The organism is Olsenella urininfantis, assembly GCF_900155635.1.
In the GTDB taxonomy this organism is placed as follows: domain Bacteria; phylum Actinomycetota; class Coriobacteriia; order Coriobacteriales; family Atopobiaceae; genus Olsenella_G; species Olsenella_G urininfantis.
In genome coordinates this window covers 1,055,644-1,073,220 of the sequence record NZ_LT732540.1, presented here as the reverse complement: position 1 = coordinate 1,073,220, position 17,577 = coordinate 1,055,644, and the positions used below count along the sequence as shown (strand labels likewise).

Annotated in this window: 16 protein-coding genes and 1 pseudogene; 6 read left to right on the top strand and 11 right to left on the bottom strand. The window is 66.8% G+C overall.

The window, feature by feature from the left end; translation table 11 throughout:
- Positions 1-15: 15 nt before the first annotated feature.
- A complete protein-coding gene (locus CZ375_RS04975; RefSeq protein ID WP_077598174.1) occupies positions 16-741 on the bottom strand; it encodes a hypothetical protein in 726 nt (241 codons plus the stop codon).
- A gap of 152 nt (positions 742-893) precedes the next feature.
- Here CZ375_RS04975 and fba point away from each other — a divergent pair, with 152 nt between their 5' ends.
- Positions 894-1,766 carry a class II fructose-1,6-bisphosphate aldolase gene (fba, locus tag CZ375_RS04970; protein WP_077598173.1) on the top strand — a complete coding sequence of 291 codons (873 nt, stop codon included), beginning with the start codon at positions 894-896 and terminating at the stop codon, positions 1,764-1,766.
- A gap of 157 nt (positions 1,767-1,923) precedes the next feature.
- On the opposite strand, the gene CZ375_RS04965 is transcribed toward fba, so the two are convergent.
- The 3 genes from CZ375_RS04965 to CZ375_RS04955 all read right to left on the bottom strand — a co-directional run bounded on the left by CZ375_RS04965 (position 1,924) and on the right by CZ375_RS04955 (position 3,162).
- Positions 1,924-2,553 (bottom strand): Crp/Fnr family transcriptional regulator, encoded by a 630-nt coding sequence (locus CZ375_RS04965; RefSeq protein ID WP_234966884.1) that lies wholly within the window; start codon positions 2,551-2,553, stop codon positions 1,924-1,926.
- Between the two features lie 91 nt (positions 2,554-2,644).
- Complete coding sequence (locus tag CZ375_RS04960) at positions 2,645-2,938, bottom strand: hypothetical protein (RefSeq protein ID WP_077598171.1); 294 nt, start codon at positions 2,936-2,938, stop codon at positions 2,645-2,647.
- Between the two features lie 8 nt (positions 2,939-2,946).
- Positions 2,947-3,162, bottom strand: coding sequence for a hypothetical protein (locus tag CZ375_RS04955; RefSeq protein ID WP_200799694.1), 216 nt, complete (start codon positions 3,160-3,162; stop codon positions 2,947-2,949).
- A gap of 196 nt (positions 3,163-3,358) precedes the next feature.
- On the opposite strand from CZ375_RS04955, the gene CZ375_RS04950 reads away from it, so the two are divergent.
- The 3 genes from CZ375_RS04950 to CZ375_RS04940 all read left to right on the top strand — a co-directional run bounded on the left by CZ375_RS04950 (position 3,359) and on the right by CZ375_RS04940 (position 6,185).
- Positions 3,359-3,970: a prepilin peptidase gene (locus tag CZ375_RS04950; protein ID WP_234966931.1), complete on the top strand. Its 612-nt coding sequence runs from the start codon at positions 3,359-3,361 to the stop codon at positions 3,968-3,970.
- Positions 3,971-4,081: 111 nt separating this feature from the next.
- The gene (locus tag CZ375_RS04945) at positions 4,082-4,873 is read left to right on the top strand and encodes a zinc ribbon domain-containing protein (RefSeq protein WP_077598169.1); all 792 of its coding nucleotides are present in this window, start codon (positions 4,082-4,084) and stop codon (positions 4,871-4,873) included.
- 133 nt (positions 4,874-5,006) lie between these two features.
- Positions 5,007-6,185, top strand: coding sequence for a coiled-coil domain-containing protein (locus CZ375_RS04940; RefSeq protein WP_077598168.1), 1,179 nt, complete (start codon positions 5,007-5,009; stop codon positions 6,183-6,185).
- Between the two features lie 210 nt (positions 6,186-6,395).
- Here the strand turns inward: CZ375_RS04940 and CZ375_RS04935 are convergent, their stop codons facing one another.
- Positions 6,396-7,940: a C69 family dipeptidase gene (locus CZ375_RS04935; RefSeq protein WP_077598167.1), complete on the bottom strand. Its 1,545-nt coding sequence runs from the start codon at positions 7,938-7,940 to the stop codon at positions 6,396-6,398.
- Positions 7,941-8,106: 166 nt separating this feature from the next.
- Between CZ375_RS04935 and CZ375_RS04930 the strand changes: the two genes are divergently transcribed.
- Together CZ375_RS04930 and CZ375_RS04925 are read left to right on the top strand one after the other, a co-directional pair.
- Positions 8,107-9,951 carry a glycerophosphodiester phosphodiesterase family protein gene (locus CZ375_RS04930; RefSeq protein ID WP_077598166.1) on the top strand — a complete coding sequence of 615 codons (1,845 nt, stop codon included), beginning with the start codon at positions 8,107-8,109 and terminating at the stop codon, positions 9,949-9,951.
- A 102-nt stretch (positions 9,952-10,053) separates the two neighbouring features.
- The gene (locus CZ375_RS04925) at positions 10,054-11,082 is read left to right on the top strand and encodes a 3-deoxy-7-phosphoheptulonate synthase (protein ID WP_077598165.1); all 1,029 of its coding nucleotides are present in this window, start codon (positions 10,054-10,056) and stop codon (positions 11,080-11,082) included.
- Here CZ375_RS04925 and pflA read toward each other — a convergent pair.
- The 6 genes and pseudogenes from pflA to CZ375_RS04900 form a co-directional block, all read right to left on the bottom strand.
- Positions 11,079-11,843, bottom strand: coding sequence for a pyruvate formate-lyase-activating protein (pflA, locus tag CZ375_RS04920; protein ID WP_077598164.1), 765 nt, complete (start codon positions 11,841-11,843; stop codon positions 11,079-11,081). The genes CZ375_RS04925 and pflA overlap by 4 nt on opposite strands.
- A 27-nt stretch (positions 11,844-11,870) precedes the next feature.
- Positions 11,871-12,122, bottom strand: coding sequence for an autonomous glycyl radical cofactor GrcA3 (grcA3, locus tag CZ375_RS04915; RefSeq protein WP_077598163.1), 252 nt, complete (start codon positions 12,120-12,122; stop codon positions 11,871-11,873).
- 45 nt (positions 12,123-12,167) lie between these two features.
- Positions 12,168-14,288 carry a formate C-acetyltransferase gene (pflB, locus tag CZ375_RS04910; protein ID WP_077598162.1) on the bottom strand — a complete coding sequence of 707 codons (2,121 nt, stop codon included), beginning with the start codon at positions 14,286-14,288 and terminating at the stop codon, positions 12,168-12,170.
- A 178-nt stretch (positions 14,289-14,466) separates the two neighbouring features.
- Positions 14,467-14,931 carry an L-lactate permease gene (locus CZ375_RS08410; protein ID WP_234966883.1) on the bottom strand — a complete coding sequence of 155 codons (465 nt, stop codon included), beginning with the start codon at positions 14,929-14,931 and terminating at the stop codon, positions 14,467-14,469.
- Between the two features lie 229 nt (positions 14,932-15,160).
- Positions 15,161-15,259: pseudogene (locus tag CZ375_RS08520) on the bottom strand (L-lactate permease); the annotation flags it as partial.
- 152 nt (positions 15,260-15,411) lie between these two features.
- On the bottom strand, positions 15,412-17,529 hold the full coding sequence (locus CZ375_RS04900) for an acyltransferase family protein (RefSeq protein ID WP_077598161.1): 2,118 nt from the start codon (positions 17,527-17,529) through the stop codon (positions 15,412-15,414).
- Positions 17,530-17,577: the final 48 nt, after the last annotated feature.

Sequence of the window (17,577 nt, the reverse complement as noted above, 5' to 3'; positions counted from 1 at the left end):
ATCGACTGAGAGAGGCTATTGCTTGCCTCCCGATGGGGAGTTGCTGCTCTCGGCCGCGCCCGCACTGGCCCCTGCGCTGGCCTCGGCATTGCCGTCAGGCACCGGCTCCTTTTTGGCAGTTCCCGTTGCCTGCGCGCCCTCGTCTTCCTTGGGTGCCTGAGGATCGGCCTTGGGAGCGGCCTCGGGGTCTCCCTTGGGCGCGGACGTCTCGCTGGGAGGCACTTGCTCCGGCTCTGCCTGCGTGTCCCACTCGGGCGCGTTCTCTGACGTGGCGCCGCCTGTCTGCTCGGCGGGGGTCGAGCTCAGCTCGGGCGCGCTTGCCCCGATGCCCCTGCCGGACGTCGCAAGCACCACCACTCCCGCGTAGATCAGCACGGCCCCGATGGCCACGCCCGCCACGAAGGCAACGGCTCGCCTGAGCGCGCGCCTCTCGCTGCGCCGTGCCGCGGCGGCACGCAGCTCTGCCGGAGCCACGCGGGCTCCCTCGCCAAGGGGTGCTGGGCTGGGACCACCCTCGCCAAGCTCGTCCTTGATCTTCTGGGCGGATGCCTTTATCAGGGCCTTGTAGAGCTGGGAGGCGACGGCGGATGCCGCGGCGGCAACGGCAACGCCAATGAGAGACCCCGCCAGGCCGATCTTGGAAGAGAGCAGAAACGAGGTGACGGCCGCAAGCGAGCTGGCCACTACGGTGGAGAGGGAGAAGTCTCCCAGGGCACCCTTCTTCTCTTCCTGCTCTGCCATGCCGTCCCCTTCCTCTGCCATGCGATTGCACATTCATATCCTGTACCCATGCTCCGCGGATGCAAATCTGCCGCTCACGGGATGAAATGCCACCGCTTGAGGGTATGATTATGCCCGTAGGCTGTCTTGCACGACGTTCATTGGAGGCACGTATGCTAGTCAATGCCAGCGCTATGCTTCAGAGCGCCGAGAGGGGCCATTATGCCCTGGGCGCGTTCAACACCAACAACCTTGAGTGGGCCTCTTCCATCCTGGACGCGGCCGAGGAGCTTCAGTCCCCGGTCATCATCCAGTGCACGGGAGGCGCCGCCAAGTGGCAGACCTCCTTCAAGCTCGTCGCCGACCTGGTGAAGAACCTCGTCGAGGACAAGAACATCAGCGTTCCCGTTGCCCTTCACCTTGACCACGGCTCCTACGAGGACGTCTTCAAGTGCATCGAGGCCGGCTTCACCTCCGTCATGTACGACGGCTCCCATGAGGCAGACTTCGAGACCAACCTCAAGCGCACCGAGGAGGTCGTGAAGGCCGCCCACGCCAAGGGCATCTCGGTCGAGGCCGAGGTCGGTGGCATCGGCGGCACCGAGGACGGCATCACCGCCAAGGGCGAGCTGGCAGACCCCAGGCAGTGCAAGCAGATCGCGGATTTGGGCGTTGACTTCCTGGCCTGCGGCATCGGCAACATCCACGGCATCTACCCCGAGAACTGGGAGGGCCTGTCCTTCGAGCAGCTCGAGGCCATCAAGGCCGAGACGGGCAGCCTGCCCCTCGTGCTCCATGGCGGCACCGGCATCCCCGTCGACCAGATCAAGAAGGCCATCGACCTGGGAATCTGCAAGATCAACGTCAACACCGACCTCCAGCTCGTCTTCGCGGCCGCCACGCGCAAGTACATCGAGGAGGGCAAGGACACGAGCGGTAAGGGCTACGACCCCCGCAAGCTCCTCAAGCCCGGCCGCGACGCCATCAAGACCCGCACCATGGAGCTCATCCAGGAGTTCGGCTCCGCCGGCAAGGGCTGGGCGTAGGCCTCAGGCACAGGCACGCACGCATGCATGACGGGGTGGCCCCGGGTTCGGACTCATGTCCGCCCGGGGCCACTTTTTTGCCACGGGAGGGACCTTCCGCGAGAGAAGAGCTCGGGGCGGTTTTGCCCTCGGATTCGGCAGACGCCAGGTGGGCCTGTCACCTCCCCCGGGGTGGCTCCAGCAGGGTGAAGCGGCTGCGCTCGAAGTCTATGATGCCCTCGTCGCGCATGCGGCCGAGCTCGGCCGAGAGGGCGCTGCGGTTGACCGAGAGGAAGTCGGCCAACTGCTGGCGCTTGAAGGGAATGCTGAAGCTGCGCGAGCCCCGCCTTTGGCACTCGTCGCTCAGGTAGGCGAGGATCTTCTCTCGGGTGCTTCGCTGCGAAAGGTAGGAGAGCTTGCCATTGAGCCTGAGGTTGGCTTCGGCGATGGTCGCCACCAGGTTCTCCATGAGCCTGCCGTGGTAGCTGCAGGCGGCGTTGCAGCTGCGGAGCATGGACTGCGCGTCGAGGGCGAGCAACATCGTGGGGCGAGTGGTCACCACGGAGACCGAGAGCCTGGAGCCCGGCGTGCAGGCGTAGGCCTCTGCGAAGGAGCCCGAGGGTCCCACCTCGGTCACGATGTTGCGGTTGCCCCACCAGTCCTCGCGCACGACGCTGACGCCGCCCTCGAGCACCACGTATACGCGGCCGCAGCTGTCGCCAGCGCGCAGCACGTACTCGCCCTGCGAGCACCCCTGCACTCGAGCCCTGAGGCAGGGGAGGATGGCCAAGATCTCGTCTTCTGCCATGCCCGAGAATATTCCGCAGCGTCCAAGCGTGCCGATGTGCCCAGATTGCAGGGACGGGCCCGCAGAGGCCCGTCTCCCTTGGTCGCTCATGCTAGGCCGCAACCCGTTGTGGGCGCACTCTGCCTGCGACGGCCCAGACAGCCAGGCCCAAGGCTATGACGCAGGCGCCCAGAAGCGCGTCGTCGGCCATGGCCGCCTGGTCGGCAAGCTCCACGAAGGGCTCGCCGGAAAGCACGTTGGCGATGCCGTCCACGCACCACATGAGGCCGGCTGCCCAGTACATGAGGGCCAGCATGCCCAGCCTGTGCGCGCGTGCGCAGGCGGGACGGGCGAGAAGGATGGCCGTGGCCACTGTTGCGGCCGCGAAGGTGAGGATGAGCGTCATGTCGCCTCCTAGGCGGTCTCGCCGAGCAGTGCCTTGCGCATGCCCGCCGCGTGGTCTATGGCCAGGCAGCCCAGCGCCCAGACGCAGGTGACCAGCACGGCCATGCCCACGCCCACGGTGGACATCTCGTGCAGCATCTCGACGGTGTCCTCGGCGTTGCTCATGGCGGTCAGGAAGGGCGGGGTGAAGATGACCTCGCCGGCGGGAACCACAAAGCATGCCATGCGCCTCTCCCTTTCCCCTTGTGCGGCCAGCTGGCCGCCAGTTTTGGTCAATGAGAGCAAGTATAGGCCCCACAGGCACATTTTTGCCCCTTGTTGCGCGGGTGTTGTCAACCGAAAGCGCCCCTGAGCCCCCAGGGCCCTCCTTGGCCCTCATAGGATGTTGGGAGGGACGAAGGGGGGCAGCGACTTGTTGCTGGTGGTAGTTGGTGGGGCGGCCCTGGGTCTGGCTGCCATGCGCCTGGCCGGCGTGCTTTTGGGACCGCGCGTGTCGAGAGGACCGTGGCGCCTCCTCGCGTGCGCCTCCCTTGGCGCGGCAACGCTGGGAAGGCTGTCCTGGCTGCGGCTTGCGGGCGTTGACGCCGCAGAGCTGGCGCTCCTCTTCCTGCTGCTCCTGACGGTCTCGCTCACGGACCTGGACGCCCGGGTCATCCCCAACCCCTGCGTTGGCGCGGTTGTGCTCCTGCGGGCGGGCGCGCTGGCCGCGCGCGTGCCGGAGGGGGCCGCGGGCGTTGCCAACGCTGCGGGGAGCCTCGCCAGTGGGGTAGCCATGCTGGCGCTGCTGCTCGTCTCGACACGCGTGGCGAGGCGCCTCCTGGGAGAGGCTGGCATGGGCGCGGGAGACCTCAAGCTCCTCTCGGCGCTTGCCCTGTTCACGGGCTTCGAGAGGGGGCTTCTGCTGCTTGCTCTCGCCAGCGCTTTGGGACTTGCGCATGGGCTCTGCCTGCGTGCCCGATTGGGAGAGAGGGGCTTTCCCTGGGGGCCTGGCATCGCGCTTGCCGCCTGGCTGGTGCTGCTTTGGGTTCCGTAGGGTCCCGGCATCTCTGAGGCCGAGAAAAAAACTTCGGCTTTCTTGCAACGCTCGCGTCTATCGAGGCGCCCTGTGTATGTGGCGAAGGACCAACTGTCAGGAGGAAGCACTATGAGCAACAACGAGTCTCGGAACGGCGTCGTCGGGGAATTCCCTGCGAGGATTGGCTTTCTGAAGCCGCTTGCCCAGTGGGGACGCGAGGACCGCAGGCAGGCGATCGTCATCCTGGGCCTGACCTTGTGCGTGGGCTTCGTGGCTCCCATCTACTACTTCGAGCTCACGTCCACTACCAGGCTGACCTTCTCGCTCTTCCAACTTCTCACCGAGTCGGAAACGTATCGCGTCAGTTCTGATGGGTCTGCCGCCTACATCATCTACCTGCTTCTCCCTGCCCTCACGGTGTTCCTGGCCCAGCACGGTGGCGGCAAATGGCTGAGTCGGGCCCTCATCCCCTCCTCGCTCTACCTGCTGCTGTTCTTTGCCAGCAGGCACGTCACCTTGGAGGAGGGCTACGCTAAGTACTTCGGCCTCTCCGTGCTGGGCTGGGCCTACCTCCTGGTTCTCGTTGCGGTGACGCTGGCCTGCGCCTGGGAGCTGCTCGAGAGCCGTGGCAGGCACGTGCCCGTGGAGAAGGTCAAGTTGGGCGAGGTTGTGGAGGGGGCCCTGCCCAGGGAGAGGCGCGAGGAGTACGTGCGCACCGCCACCGAGGCGGCGCGTGGAGCCGCACGGCAGGTTCGAGGCATCCTGGATGCCAGCCTTGGGGAGCATGCTCAACTTGAGACGGTTTCCCCAGCTCATGAGATTGCGCCTGAGGAGAGTGATGCTCGCTTCTGCTCCCGGTGCGGCATGCCCCTGAAGCCGGGCGCCCACTTCTGCGGTGAGTGCGGCTCGCCTGTGAAGTAGCGCTTTGGTCTCGTCTAAGGCATGTGAAGGCCACTGGTGGCGTTTGGACGCAAGGGCTTCGAGCGAGTACTATGCTAAGGAACGCTCCTGCGCCCGCGCACTCGCAGCGCATTCGGACCGAACAGGGGATATCGTGCCTCATACAGACAGCATCTCGCGCCGCAACGCGCTCAAGCTCATGTTTGGCGGCCTTTCCGTGGCCATGGCGGGTCTTGGCCTGAGCCCCCGCTCCACCTGGGCAGACACGGCGCAGGACGTGGCGAAGGCAGAGGCGGACCTTGCGGCCGCCCAGTCCGAGCTCGACTCCGTCCAGGCCCAGCTCGACCAGATCGCCAAGGACTACTCAGCGCTTGCCGCCGAGCACGCCAAGACGCTCGACGAGGTCGAGTCCACCCAGGGCAAGATCGACAAGACCCAGGCCCAGATCGACAAGACCCAGGCCGACCTGGAGGAGAAGCAGGGCCTTCTCTCGAAGCGCATGTCCAGCGCCTACAAGACCGGTGGAAACGACATGCTCTCCATCCTGCTCAACTCCACCAGCCTGGAGGAGCTCAGCTCGAGCATCTACTACCTTGACAAGGTCTCCGAGAGGGACCGCTCCATGATCGATGAGGTCAAGGGTCTCAAGGAGCGGCTGAGTGGTGAGAAGGCGCAGCTTGAGGGCCAGAAGGCAGAGCTGGAGAAGCTCTCGCGGGCCCAGCAGGACCAGATGGGCGCCATGCAGGCCAAGCAGGAGGAGGTCCAGAAGATCCTGTCGGGCCTTAGCCAGCAGATGAAGGACCTCATGGCCCAGCGCGACTCCGCGCTTCAGGCGCAGGCGGAGGAGAAGCGCCGCCAGGAGGAGGCCGCCGCAGCCGCGGCGGCAGCGGCCAACACCGGCGCAGGAGGCGGCCCGGGCGTCTCGGGCAACCTGAGCGGAGGAGGGGCCGGCAGCGGCTCCCAGCAGGCCGTCATCAACGCCTGCCACGCCGTGGGGTCCCCTGGTCCCGGCTGGTGCGCCATGTGGGTCTCACAGGTCTTCCAGGCCGCCGGCTTCGGGTATCCCGGCGGCAATGCCTGCGACATGTACAACGCCTGGTGCACGAGCTCCAACCTCTCCAACCTGCAGCCCGGCATGATCATCGCCGTCTCGTCCTACCCCTACTCCGCCGCAGGCCAGATCTATGGCCACGTGGGCATCTACGTGGGTGGCGGCACCGTGATGGACAACGTGGGCTTCATTCGCAGCAGCAGCGTCAGCAGCTGGATAAGCTATTACGGCGGCACCGTGACCCCGCGCTGGGGCTGGTGCATGGGGGTCCCGCTGGGTTAGGGCTTCTCGCGCTACGCTCCGTTCCTGCCGCGAGAGGCGAGATATGTGTAGCTTTCCCCGTCGTTTTGGGAGGAAATCTACTCACATCTCGCCTCTCGCGGTGACGGGTCTCCCGCCTCACGGCCTGCTGGCCCGCAAAGAGTGGCGGCCCGCCCCCGAGCGATCGGAGACGGGCCGCCTTCGTTGGGGCGAGAACGCGTGGGACGGGGCCTAGCCGTCGCTGCGCGAGAAGGCGTTCCGCATGCCCATGCTGGCGCTGTATAGCACGTTGGACAGCAGCCCGTCGGTCTCCTCCCGGAGCATGTCAGAGATCTGGGCGTTGGCCTCCTGCAGCGTGGCTGTGGCCTTCTCGTACGGGAGCTGCCCGGCCTCGCGGCACGCCTTCGCCACCAGCGCATGGCCCTTGGAGCCCACGGCAAGCTGGTAGCGCTCCACATGTGCCGCGCAGTCGTTGAAGTGCGCGTCGGCCAGGGCCGCCACCAGGCGGTTCGCCCAGTAGAAGCTCTCGGTGCTCACGTGGTGGGCGTTGGTGTTGGAGAGGTACTCGGGCGTCTCGTCCACGTTGGCGAAGAGCGGCACCAGCGCGTTGAAGGCGTTGCAGCCGAACGCCATCCACTGGATGGCGCGGCAGCTCTCGGGCAGGTTGGGGCTGATCTGCAGCACGGCCAGCTGACAGTTGCGGTTGATGCCGATGGGACGGTAGGCCCCGCGGCTCGCCTCCGTGCCCTTGTGGCCGTAGGGGTCAAACTCGGTGCCCTGGTAGTGCAGGGACAGGACGTACTTCACGTCCTCTATGGTGACCTTGCGCTCGGGGATCAGGCACCAGGGGATGTCGTCGGACTCTGGCCCCCAGGCCGCGGCCGGGCCCTCCCAGCCCTCGTGGGGCGCCAGGAAGCGGTGCATGGACCATGCGCGGGGCGTGTTGTAGACGTGGTCGGCGTCAGAGTGGCTGCCAAAGGCGTCGCGCGGGTTGAAGATACGCGGCGCCTCCGCGGCCTCGTCCCCCTCGTCGTCCCAGAGGTCCAGGTCAAGGGTGAGGTCCAGGTGGTTGGCGTCCATCCACTCCGCGAGGTCAGCCGAGCACATGAAGTCGCGCTGGCTGTCCAGGGCGTCGTCCAGGTCGAAGTCGTCGATGCCCAGCTGGTTGGGCATGGTCACGTAGCAGTCGTCGGGCACACGGCGGGCGATCCAGTGGTGTCCGCCCACGGTCTCCAGCCACCACACCTCGTCAACGTCGCTGAATGCTATGCCGTTCATCTCGTAGGTGCCAAACTCCTCGAGGAGGGCCCCCAGGCGACGGACGCCCTCGCGCGCGCTCCTGACGTAGGGAAGGACCAGCGTTACCAGGTCCTCCTCTCCGATGCCGCCGGGACGCTCGGGCACGTAGCCCTCCTCCCCCTCGACCCCTCGCGCGGCCTCGAGCTCAACCAGCGGGTCCGCGCCTAGCACGCGCTCGTTCGAGGTGAGGGTCTCGGTGGCGGACATGGCCACGTTGGACTCGTTGATGCCGGCCGAGGCCCAGATGCCCTCCTTGCCGTCCGCGTCGGGGACGGAGGTGTATCGCTGGGGGTTGTCGGGCAGGTCGATCTCAACGTGGCTCAGCACGGAGCGGTAGTGCCTCGGCTGGTCTTGGGGATGGACCACCCTCATGCGCTTGGCGTTGAACTGCCCGGAAGGGGAGTCCTCGTTGCGTGCGATGATGGTTGACCCATCGTAGCTGGCGTTCTTGCCTACCAGAATGGTGGTGCAGGGCATGCTTCCTCCTTGCCTCGGTGAGTGTACGCTCCCATGATAGGCGAGCCGGGCACACGTCCCGGCGAGATGTCCTTGGCGTGTGGCACTGCGGGCTCTTTGTTTGTTGCCCGAGCGTTCTGCTAGGCTCAGCCTGTCACCGAGAGCTGATTTGCCTGGAGGGAGGCGCATGAGGACCCTGCTGCGCACCGCGCGCCTGCTGCTTGCCAACCTGCGACCGCTCGTGTGCTTCGAGCTGGCGTTTCGCCTCTCGTGCGCGGCCCTTTTGGGGCCAGCGCTCAGGCTGCTGCTCGACCTTGCCATGCACCTTACGGGCTTCACGTTTCTGAGCTGGGAGAACGTCTCCTCCTTTGCCTTGCAGCCAGTGGTTGTCGCGGGGGCGGCGCTGGTGCTCCTGCTGCTCTGCGCGCTTACGGTCTTCGAGGTTTCCGTGGTGCTGGTGATGCTGGAGAGCTCGCGCGCGGGAGAGCGGGTGAGCGTGCGCGCTGCCATGGGGTACGCGCTGCCCAGGGCGCTGTGCTGCCTTCTGCCTCGCAACGCGCTCCTGCCCCTCTACGCCCTGCTCCTGGTGCCCCTGCTCAACCTCTCGCTCTCCTCGGGCGTCGTGCGCTACGTGGCGCTTCCGGAGTTCGTGGAGGAGTTTGTCAGCACCAGCCTGCTCTTGTCGGCAGCCGCGGTGGTCATCGGCGTCCTGGCTGGCGCGCTGCTCATGCGCTGGATATTCGTCTTCCATGCCTTCGTGCTGGAGGGCCGGAGCTTCACGTCCTCGGTGGCGCGCTCCCAGGAGCTGACGCGCAGGCACCTGATCGCAGACCTCGTGTCCATCGCCCTCCTGCAGCTGGGGCTGATGGTGCTGGCGGGCCTTGCGGTTCTCTCATTGCTCCTTCTGGTGCTGCTTGCCGAGAGGATCCTTCCCCTGGATGGCCCGCTCCTCTCGTTCGCGCTGGTGTTTCTCGCCCTTCCAGCCCTGGCCGTGGCGAGCCTTTCGGTCTGCCTCTCTGGGGCGGCGGGGTTTGCCTGCGTGAGCGTGCGTTGGTGGAGGCGCCTTGAGGAGCGCGGCGAGCTGGCGCCTGCGGTGGGGCTGCCCCAGGAGGGCTCGCGGCACGGGAGGGACCGGTGCCGAGGCGCGGCGCGCGTTCTGGCGCTTCTGGGCGTCTGGCTGCTCCTGGCGGGCGTGGGCACCGCGGCCATCGGGTCTGTGGACGAGGGGGGACTTCCCTGGGAGAGGGGCTCCCACGTGCAGCCCCAGGTGCAGGTGAGCGCCCATCGTGGCTCCCCAAGGGACTTCCCGGAGAACACCCTGCCCGCCTTTCAGGCCGCCTTCGAGCGCGGGGCCGACTGGATCGAGCTGGATGTGCAGCAGAGCGCCGACGGCGTGCTCTTTGTGAGCCATGACAGCAGGCTCAGGCGCATCTCGGGAGTGGACAAGTGCGCCTGGGAGCTGACCATGGACGAGATCCGCCAGCTGGACGCGGGCTCGCATCTCTCGCCGGAGTTTGCAGGCGTGCGCTACCCGCTGCTCTCGGAGGTGCTCGCATGGGCCAAGGAGAGGGGCGTGCGCCTCAACATAGAGCTCAAGCCCACGGGTCACGAGAGACGGCTCGAGGAGACCACCGCGGCCCTGCTCAGGGAGTCGGGCTACGAGCGGGGCTGCATGGTGACGTCCATGTCCTACTCCACCCTGCTTCGCATGCGCGACCTGGCGCCAGAGATTCCGCGCGCCTACGTGATGACGCTGGCCTACGGCGACGTGTGCCAGCTTGATGCCGCAGACTGCTTCTCGATAGAGGGGACCAGCGCTACCCGGCCCTTCGTGCGCTACCTGCACCAGCATGGCAAGGAGGTGCTCGTCTGGACCGCGAACAGCCCCGAGACCGTGAGCCGTGCCATCTCGAACGGGGCGGACAACATCATCACGGACGACGTGGAGATGGCAAGGGCGGCAATGGAGGCCTACGCGGGCGAGCCCGCATCGCTCCGCTGGCTGCACTGGGTTCTTGGCGCGTTGGTGTAGCGAGGCCCCTGACCAATGCGAGCGCCGCGGCGTTGCCGGCTCGTGTCATAATGCCCCACATCGACCAGGACCATATCCCACGCTCTGCTTCGGAGGCATCCCATGTCCATGAGCTTCAGGCGTCGCCTGCCCATTCCCCAGGAGATCCGTGAGGAGATGCCCCTCTCGGCCGGCATGGCCGCGCGCAAGCAGGGCTTCGACGCGGAGCTTGCGGCCATCATCCGCGGCGAGAGCGGCCGTCACCTGCTGGTGGTGGGCCCCTGCTCCGCGGACCGCGAGGACTCGGTCTTGGAGTACGTGTGCCGCCTGGCCCGCCTGCAGGAGCGCGTTGCCGAGAAGCTCCTGCTGGTGCCACGCGTCTACACCAACAAACCCCGCACCAAGGGCACCGGCTACAAGGGGCTCCTGCACAACCCAACGCCCGAGGGCGATCCCGACCTCCTGGAGGGCATCAAGGCCATCCGCCGCATGCACCTGCGCGTGGTGGAGGAGACGGGCATGTTCACGGCCGACGAGATGCTCTATCCCTCCAACTACCAGTACCTCGTCGACCTTTTGAGCTACGTTGCCGTGGGCGCGCGCTCGGTTGAGAACCAGGAGCATCGCCTGGTTGCCGGCGGGATTCCCGTGCCGGTGGGCATGAAGAACCCCACGAGCGGGTCCACGGCGGTGATGCTCAACTCGATCTTCGCCGCACAGGCCCCGCAGACCTTCATCTATCGAAACTGGGAGGTCGAGACCACGGGAAACCCGCTGGCCCATGCGCTGCTGCGCGGCTACACGGGCTCGGACGGCCTCAACTACCCCAACTACCACTTCGAGTACCTGGAGCGCCTGGCAGAGCGGTACGTCTCGCCGCGCTACGCCAACCCCGCCGTGCTCATCGACTGCAACCATGACAACTCGGGCAAGAGGCCGCTGGAGCAGATGCGCATCGTCAACGAGGTGCTCGACAGCGTGAGCCGCAGCCAGGTCGTCGCAGGCCTCTTCCGTGGCTTCATGGTGGAGTCCTACCTGGTGGACGGGGCGCAGGGAGTGGGCGGCGGCGTGTTTGGCAAGTCCATCACGGATGCCTGCCTGGGCTGGGAGAGGACCGAGCTCCTCGTGCTGGACATGGCCGAGCGCCTCTAGCGCCTCTCGTCGGCACGGGCCCTCAGCACCAGCTCGCGGAGCTCCCCCATGCGCGAGGCCTCCATGGGGGGAGTGTCCTTCAGGCGGCAGGGGATGCCCAGGCGCTCGTACTTGGGCAGGCCCATGGTGTGATAGGGGAGCAGGTCCAGCCCAACCACGTTGTCCCAGCGCGCGATGAGCCTGCCAAGCTCCCGAAGCTCGCGGGGAGAGTCCGTGATTCCCGGCACCACCACGTGACGGACGAGCACGGGCAGCCTTCGTGCGGAGAGCTCGTCGGCGAAGGACAGGATCCTTTCCTGGTCGGCGCCGCAGAGCCAGCGGTGCGCCGCGGGGTCGCTGTGCTTGATGTCCAGCAGCACCAGGTCCGTGTGGGCGAGAAGCTCCTCGAAGCGCTCTGGCCGGCATGGGTCCCATGCGCCGCCCGAGCTGTCCAGGCAGGTGTGTATGCGCCCCCTCGGGCTCTCGTGGGCGGCCCGGAAGAGCGCGCCTGCGAACTCCGGCTGCGCGAGCGGCTCGCCCCCGCTCACGGTGAGCCCGCCCCCGCGGTAGAACGCCCGGTTGCGCTCGAAGCGCTCGAGCAGCTCGGCGACGCTCGTCTCGGAGCCTCCCGCGAAGTCCCAGGTGTCTGGGTTGTGGCAGTAGGCGCACCTCAGGGGGCAGCCCTGGCAGAAGACCACCATGCGCCGTCCCGGCCCGTCAACGGTGCCGAAGCTCTCAACGGAGTGGACCCGCCCACGCACGGCGAGCGGGTCCACCTCCATCGCGTTGTTGTCCTTTGGGCCCACGGCCTAGAGCGACTCGTGGAAGGTGCGCGAGATTACGTCGTCCTGCTGCTCCTTGGTGAGAGAGTTGAACTTGACGGCGTAGCCAGAGACGCGAATGGTGAGCTGGGGGTACTTCTCGGGATGGGCCTGGGCGTCGAGCAGGGTGTCCTTGGTGAAGACGTTCACGTTGAGGTGATGCCCCCCCTGCTCAACGTATCCGTCCAGCATGCCAACGAGGTTGTCAACCTGCTCGGGGGCGATGTCTGAGGTCTTCATGTCATTCCTTTCGTCGAGATGGTCGTGTGGCTTGGGCGTCGTGGGCTAGCTTCGGTCCGAGAGGCCGTCGGCGGCGGAGGCGTCCGCGCAGCAGGCGCAGGCGGGCTCGTTCTCGATGCTGAGGTCCAGGCTCACATCGCCCAGGTCGATCTCATCGAGGAACATGCCGCTTGCCTTGCCCAGGGCTCCCGGGACGATGGAGAAGGTGTTGGAGATGCCGTCCTGGGCGTCGCGGAAGGGGAGCTTGGCCACGCTGGCGAGGGACGCCACGGCCCCGTGGGTGTCCCTGCGGTGCATGGGGTTGGCTCCCGGCGCGAAGGGCTCCCCGGCGCGACGGCCGTCCGGGGTGTTGCCGGTGGCGCTGCCGTAGACCACGTTGGAGGTGATGGTGAGGATGGAGGTGGTGGGCACGGCCTTGCGGTAGGTGTCCGTCTCGCGGACGTACTTCATGAAGACCTCCACCACGTCGTGGGCGATCTGGTCCACGCGGTCGTCGTCGTTGCCGTAGGTGGGGAACTCCCCTTCGCAGACGTAGTCGGTGACAAGCCCCGTCTCGTCGCGCACCACGCGCACCCTGCCGTACTTGATGGCCGAGAGGGAGTCCGCGACCACGGACAGGCCGGCGATGCCCGTGGCAAACCAGCGGTGGACGTGCTCGTCGTGCAGGGCCATCTGGATGCGCTCGTAGCAGTACTTGTCGTGCATGTAGTGGATGATGTTGAGGGCGTTCACGTAGACGCCGGCGAGCCACGCCATCATGTCGCGGTACTTCTCCACCACGTCGTCGTAGTCGAGGTAGTCGCCCTCGACCGGGCGGAACTTGGGACCGATCTGCTCGCCGGTCTTCTCGTCGCGCCCTCCGTTGATGGCATAGAGGAGGCACTTCGCCAGGTTCGCGCGCGCCCCGAAGAACTGCATCTCCTTGCCGATGCGCATGGACGAGACGCAGCAGGCGATGGCGTAGTCGTCGCCGTGGTAGACGCGCATGAGGTCGTCGTTCTCGTACTGGATGGAGCTGGTGGCGATGGAGATCTTGGCGCAGTAGCGCTTGAAGGCCTCGGGCAGGCGCGTGCTCCAGAGCACCGTGAGGTTGGGCTCGGGGCTGGTTCCCATGTTCTCCAGGGTGTGAAGGAGTCGGAAGCTGGTCTTGGTGACCATGTGGCGACCGTCCACGCCCATGCCGCCGATGGACTCGGTGACCCACTGGGGGTCTCCCGAGAAGAGCTCGTTGTACTCGGGCGTGCGGGCGAACTTGATCATGCGCAGCTTCATCACGAGGTGGTCGATGATCTCCTGCGCCTGCTCCTCCGTGAGGATGCCGCGCCTGAGGTCGCGCTCGGCATAGGCGTCCAGGAAGGCAGAGTTGCGCCCGATGGACATGGCGGCACCGTTCTGCTCCTTGACGGCCGCAAGGTATCCCATGTAGAGCCACTGCACCGCCTCCTGGAAGGTCTCGGCGGGGCGCGCCAGGTCAAGCCCGTAGATCAAGCCCAGCTCCTTGAGCTCCGCCAACGCGCGTGCCTGCTCGGCAAGCTCCTCGCGATGGCGGATGACGGCCTCGGTCATGTGCTTCTGGGTGCCGTCCTTCTCGGCCTTCTTCTCGGCTATGAGGAAGTCGAGGCCATAGAGGGCAACGCGGCGGTAGTCGCCGATGATGCGGCCGCGGCCATAGGCGTCAGGCAGGCCGGTGATGATGTGACTGTGGCGGCAGGCGCGCATCTCGGGGGTGTAGGCGTCGAACACGCCCGCGTTGTGGGTTTTGCGGCGCCTGGTGTAGAAGTCAACGACTTTGGGGCTTACATGATAGCCGTGGCTCTCGCAGGCCGCCTGAGCCATGCGGATGCCGCCGTCGACCATGAGGGCGCGCTTGAGGGGCCGGTCGGTCTGCAGGCCCACGATCTTCTCGAGCTCGCGGTCGATGTAGCCGGCGGGATGGCTGGTGATGGTGGAGACGAGGTCGGTGTCCATGTCGATGACGCCGCCGTTTGCGGTCTCCTGCGCGAAGAGGTCCATGACCGTCGCCCAGAGGCTGCTGGTAGCCTCGCTGGGGCCGGCGAGGAAGCTCTCGTCTCCGTCATAGGGCCGATAGTTCTTCTGGATGAAGTCACGAACGTCTACCTCGTGCTCCCAGTTGCCGCCAACGAAACCTTCCCAAGCCTTCTGCATAGCTCACGCTCCCTGGAATGTGGAGATCCGAATGGGCTGAGCGTAGCAGAGGGAGGAGGCTTTGCTGGTTGTAAAGACAACAATACCTAGGTTATCAAATAAAAGTAACACTTAGCTAACTGATGCGGGCGAGAGGGGCGGCAGCCCAGCGGCGGCGCCCCTCTCGCGCCTGACATCCCTAGAGGCCGAGAAGCACCCCCAGATACACCAGACAGGACATGGACAGCACGAAGCCGAGCGCGTAGCGGGCGATGTGCGCCAGCACCTCTCCGTCCCTTCCCTGCAGGCCGCAGGCAGCGCGGCCGATGGCGATTGACTGGGGGGAGAGCATCTTTCCCGCGGAGACCCCCGGGGAGTTCGCCACCACCCAGTACTCGCTGGCCCCAATGGAGCGCGCGGCCTGCTGCTGCACGCTGCCAAAGAGCACCTCGCTGGAGGTCCCCGAGCCCGTGACGAATGTGCCCAGCGCGCCAAGCACGGGTGCCACCAGGGGATAGAGGCCTCCCAGCGTGCCCACGAAGAAGCTGGCGATGCTGGAGATCATGCCCGAGCAGCCCATGACCTTGGCGCAGCCCAGAACGGCGAGCATGGTCACGACGGTCTTTGACATCTGCCTCAGGGTGTCCGAGAGGACCTTCGCCATCTGCCGAGGGGGGCACCCCTGCACCAGGCCGCCCACGATTCCGCAGGCAAGGATGGAGCACGCCAGGCGTGTTGACCCAGAAGAAGCTCAGGGTAGCGCTGGAGTCTCCCGCATAGACGTTGACCACGCTCTTGAGACGCGCGAGCGATTCGTTGACGGGGGCCACCTGCAGCGCCTGGGTCACGGCAAGGCGGCCGGCGTCAAGAGACGTGATGCTTGCAAGCGTGGTGGTGGGGATGCCAATGGAGCCAAACATGGTGGGGACCCCGTTGGCCAAGAGGCAGGCAAGTATAGACAGGAGCGGGTCGAAACCAAGGGCAAGGAGCATGGAGGTCGGGATGGCCACGGCCAGCGCCGCGACGCGCGCCCCGTGGGCCTCCATGCGCAGCACGCAGGGGGCAAGCACCAGCTAGAGGATGGGTAGCAGGGCCAGTACGAACATCAGCAGCATCTCGGGCATGCGCCCCTCCGTCTTCCGGCCTAGATCTTCTGGGACAGGCCGTCTGCGACGGCAGACTCGAGGGTCCTTTTAGAGGCGTCCAGCGCGGCGCTCACGGCTCTGCCTGCCGCGTATGCGTCGCTCTCCTGCTTGCTCGCGTCGTCCTCGCGGCTTCTCACCACACCACCCCTCTCGGCAAAGCTGCGCGAGACGGCGTTGGCGATGAGGGAGATGTAGGGCTCCTGACCCTCGGGCTTCAGGTGGATGCCGTCGGGGTAGATCCAGTCCTCTCGCCCAGACGAATGGCCATACCAGTCGATGAGCTGGACGTTGACGTGCCTCTCGGCGGCGCGCTGGAGGGCCTCGTTGAAGCGCAGGGAGGCGGAGTCGCTGCTGCTGTGGCAGGTCACCAGGAAGACCGCGCGCTCCCCGCAGCTCTCGATCATGCTGTCGAGCTCCTCGTCTGACACGGGCGAGTTTGCGAACGCCTCCAGTATCACCACGTTGCCTACGACCCCCTGGGCCAGGTAATCGTTCAGCACTGCGGCCATCTGGTCTGGCCTGCGGCCCACGTAGCTGTCGATGTGCCCGGTGGGGAAGTAAAGGTCGAACTCGTCGTGCGCGTCTCCCGGAACGGAGTCGCCGATCATGACGGGGTCGAGCTTCCCGTCCCTGACCTCGGCGTAGGAGGAGCGCAGGACGATCTCTCCCGTGGGGATCTGGCTGAGGTCGGTCCTCTCGTCAGCGGATGCGGCCTGGCCGGTGTCCCGCTCGTCCCCCGAGAGGGAGATGGCCTCGGAGGCGCCTGCGCCGGTGTTGACGATGGCCTCCCGGGGGACCAGCTCGTCATCAGGGACGAGGGCGAGGCCAAGGACGCAGACGAGGGTCAGGGCGCCCACGAGGGCCAGGGGAAGCGTGCGCGGCGCGTGGCCCTCGTGGCGTGCGGAGGGCCGGGCCCGGCGGCTGGGGTCGCGCGCGGATTCGCCATTGGAGCCCTCGCGCACGCGGAGCATCCCGGCAAGCGAGCCCGACAGCTGCCGCGCCAGCCTTCCGCTCTCCACGAATCGCCATGAAAGCTCTGCCAGGGCGAGGGAGGCGGCAAGGGCAAGCAGGAGGCACGGCACGCTCCCCTCGTCCAGGGGACCCCTCAGGACCTGAAAGAGGGGGAAGTGCCAGAGGTACAGCGAGAAGGACCGGGAGCCGAGCCAGAGCAGCCCGGGGCGGCCGAGCGCGCGGGAGAGCAGCGTCTTGCCCTGGAGTGCGGCGCAGACCAGAAGGCAGGACGCCAGGGCTGCCAGGAGCATGCCGCCGCGGTAGTGGAAGGGCGCGTCACCCTTGGGCCGCACCATCATGAGGACGAGCAGGCCCAGCGCCGCGAGGGAGACGAGGTCGGCCTTCCAGCCCCGGAGGATGCCGGACAGCCTGGGTCCCGCCTTGGCCCCAAGCCTTGGCGCGTCCTCGCCCAGGGGCCAAACCCCTGCGAGCGCAGCCCCCAGCAGCGGTGCAAAGAGCCTGGTGTCTGGCCCGTAGTAGACGCGGGTGGGGTCGAGGCTGGGATCGAAGAGCAGGGCCATGGCGAGCGCAGAGGCGCCAGCCAGGGCGAGCGCCGCCAGGGACCTCTCCCGCGCGTCCACACCCAACCTCGAGCCGGCAAGGGCAACGACTCCCCAGAGCAGGCAGAATTGGGCGTCAAGGCCCAGGTACCACAGGTGCAGCAGGGGAGAGACGCCTCCTATCGCGTCGAAGTAGGAGGCGCCACGCGCGATGGCGGCAAGGTTGTTCGCAAGGAGGAGCGAGGGCAGGAAGTCCGGTCGGAGCTTGGTGAGCAGGACGTGGTCGAAGAGGACGCACCATGCGCAGACGACGACGGCCATGAGGGCCATGGGGGGCCAGATGCGCCTGAGCCTGCCAAGGAAGAAGCCACGCAGGACCGAGGCCGCACCGCCCTGGAGCCTGCGCTCGAGCGAGGAGGCCACAAGGTATCCCGAGAGGACCAGGAAGAGGACCACGCCCAGATGCCCACTGGGGAGGCAGGGGAGCCCGAGGTGGTAGGCGAGCACCGCGGTGATGGCCAGGGCCCTCAGCCCGTCGAGTCCCGTCACGCGCCGCGCCCGCAGGGCCGGCTGCCCTGGGTTTGCTGGCTCTGAATGGGACGTCATGCGCGGCCTCTCTGCTCAAGGCGCGAGGGCGAAGCCCGTACGTGCGCC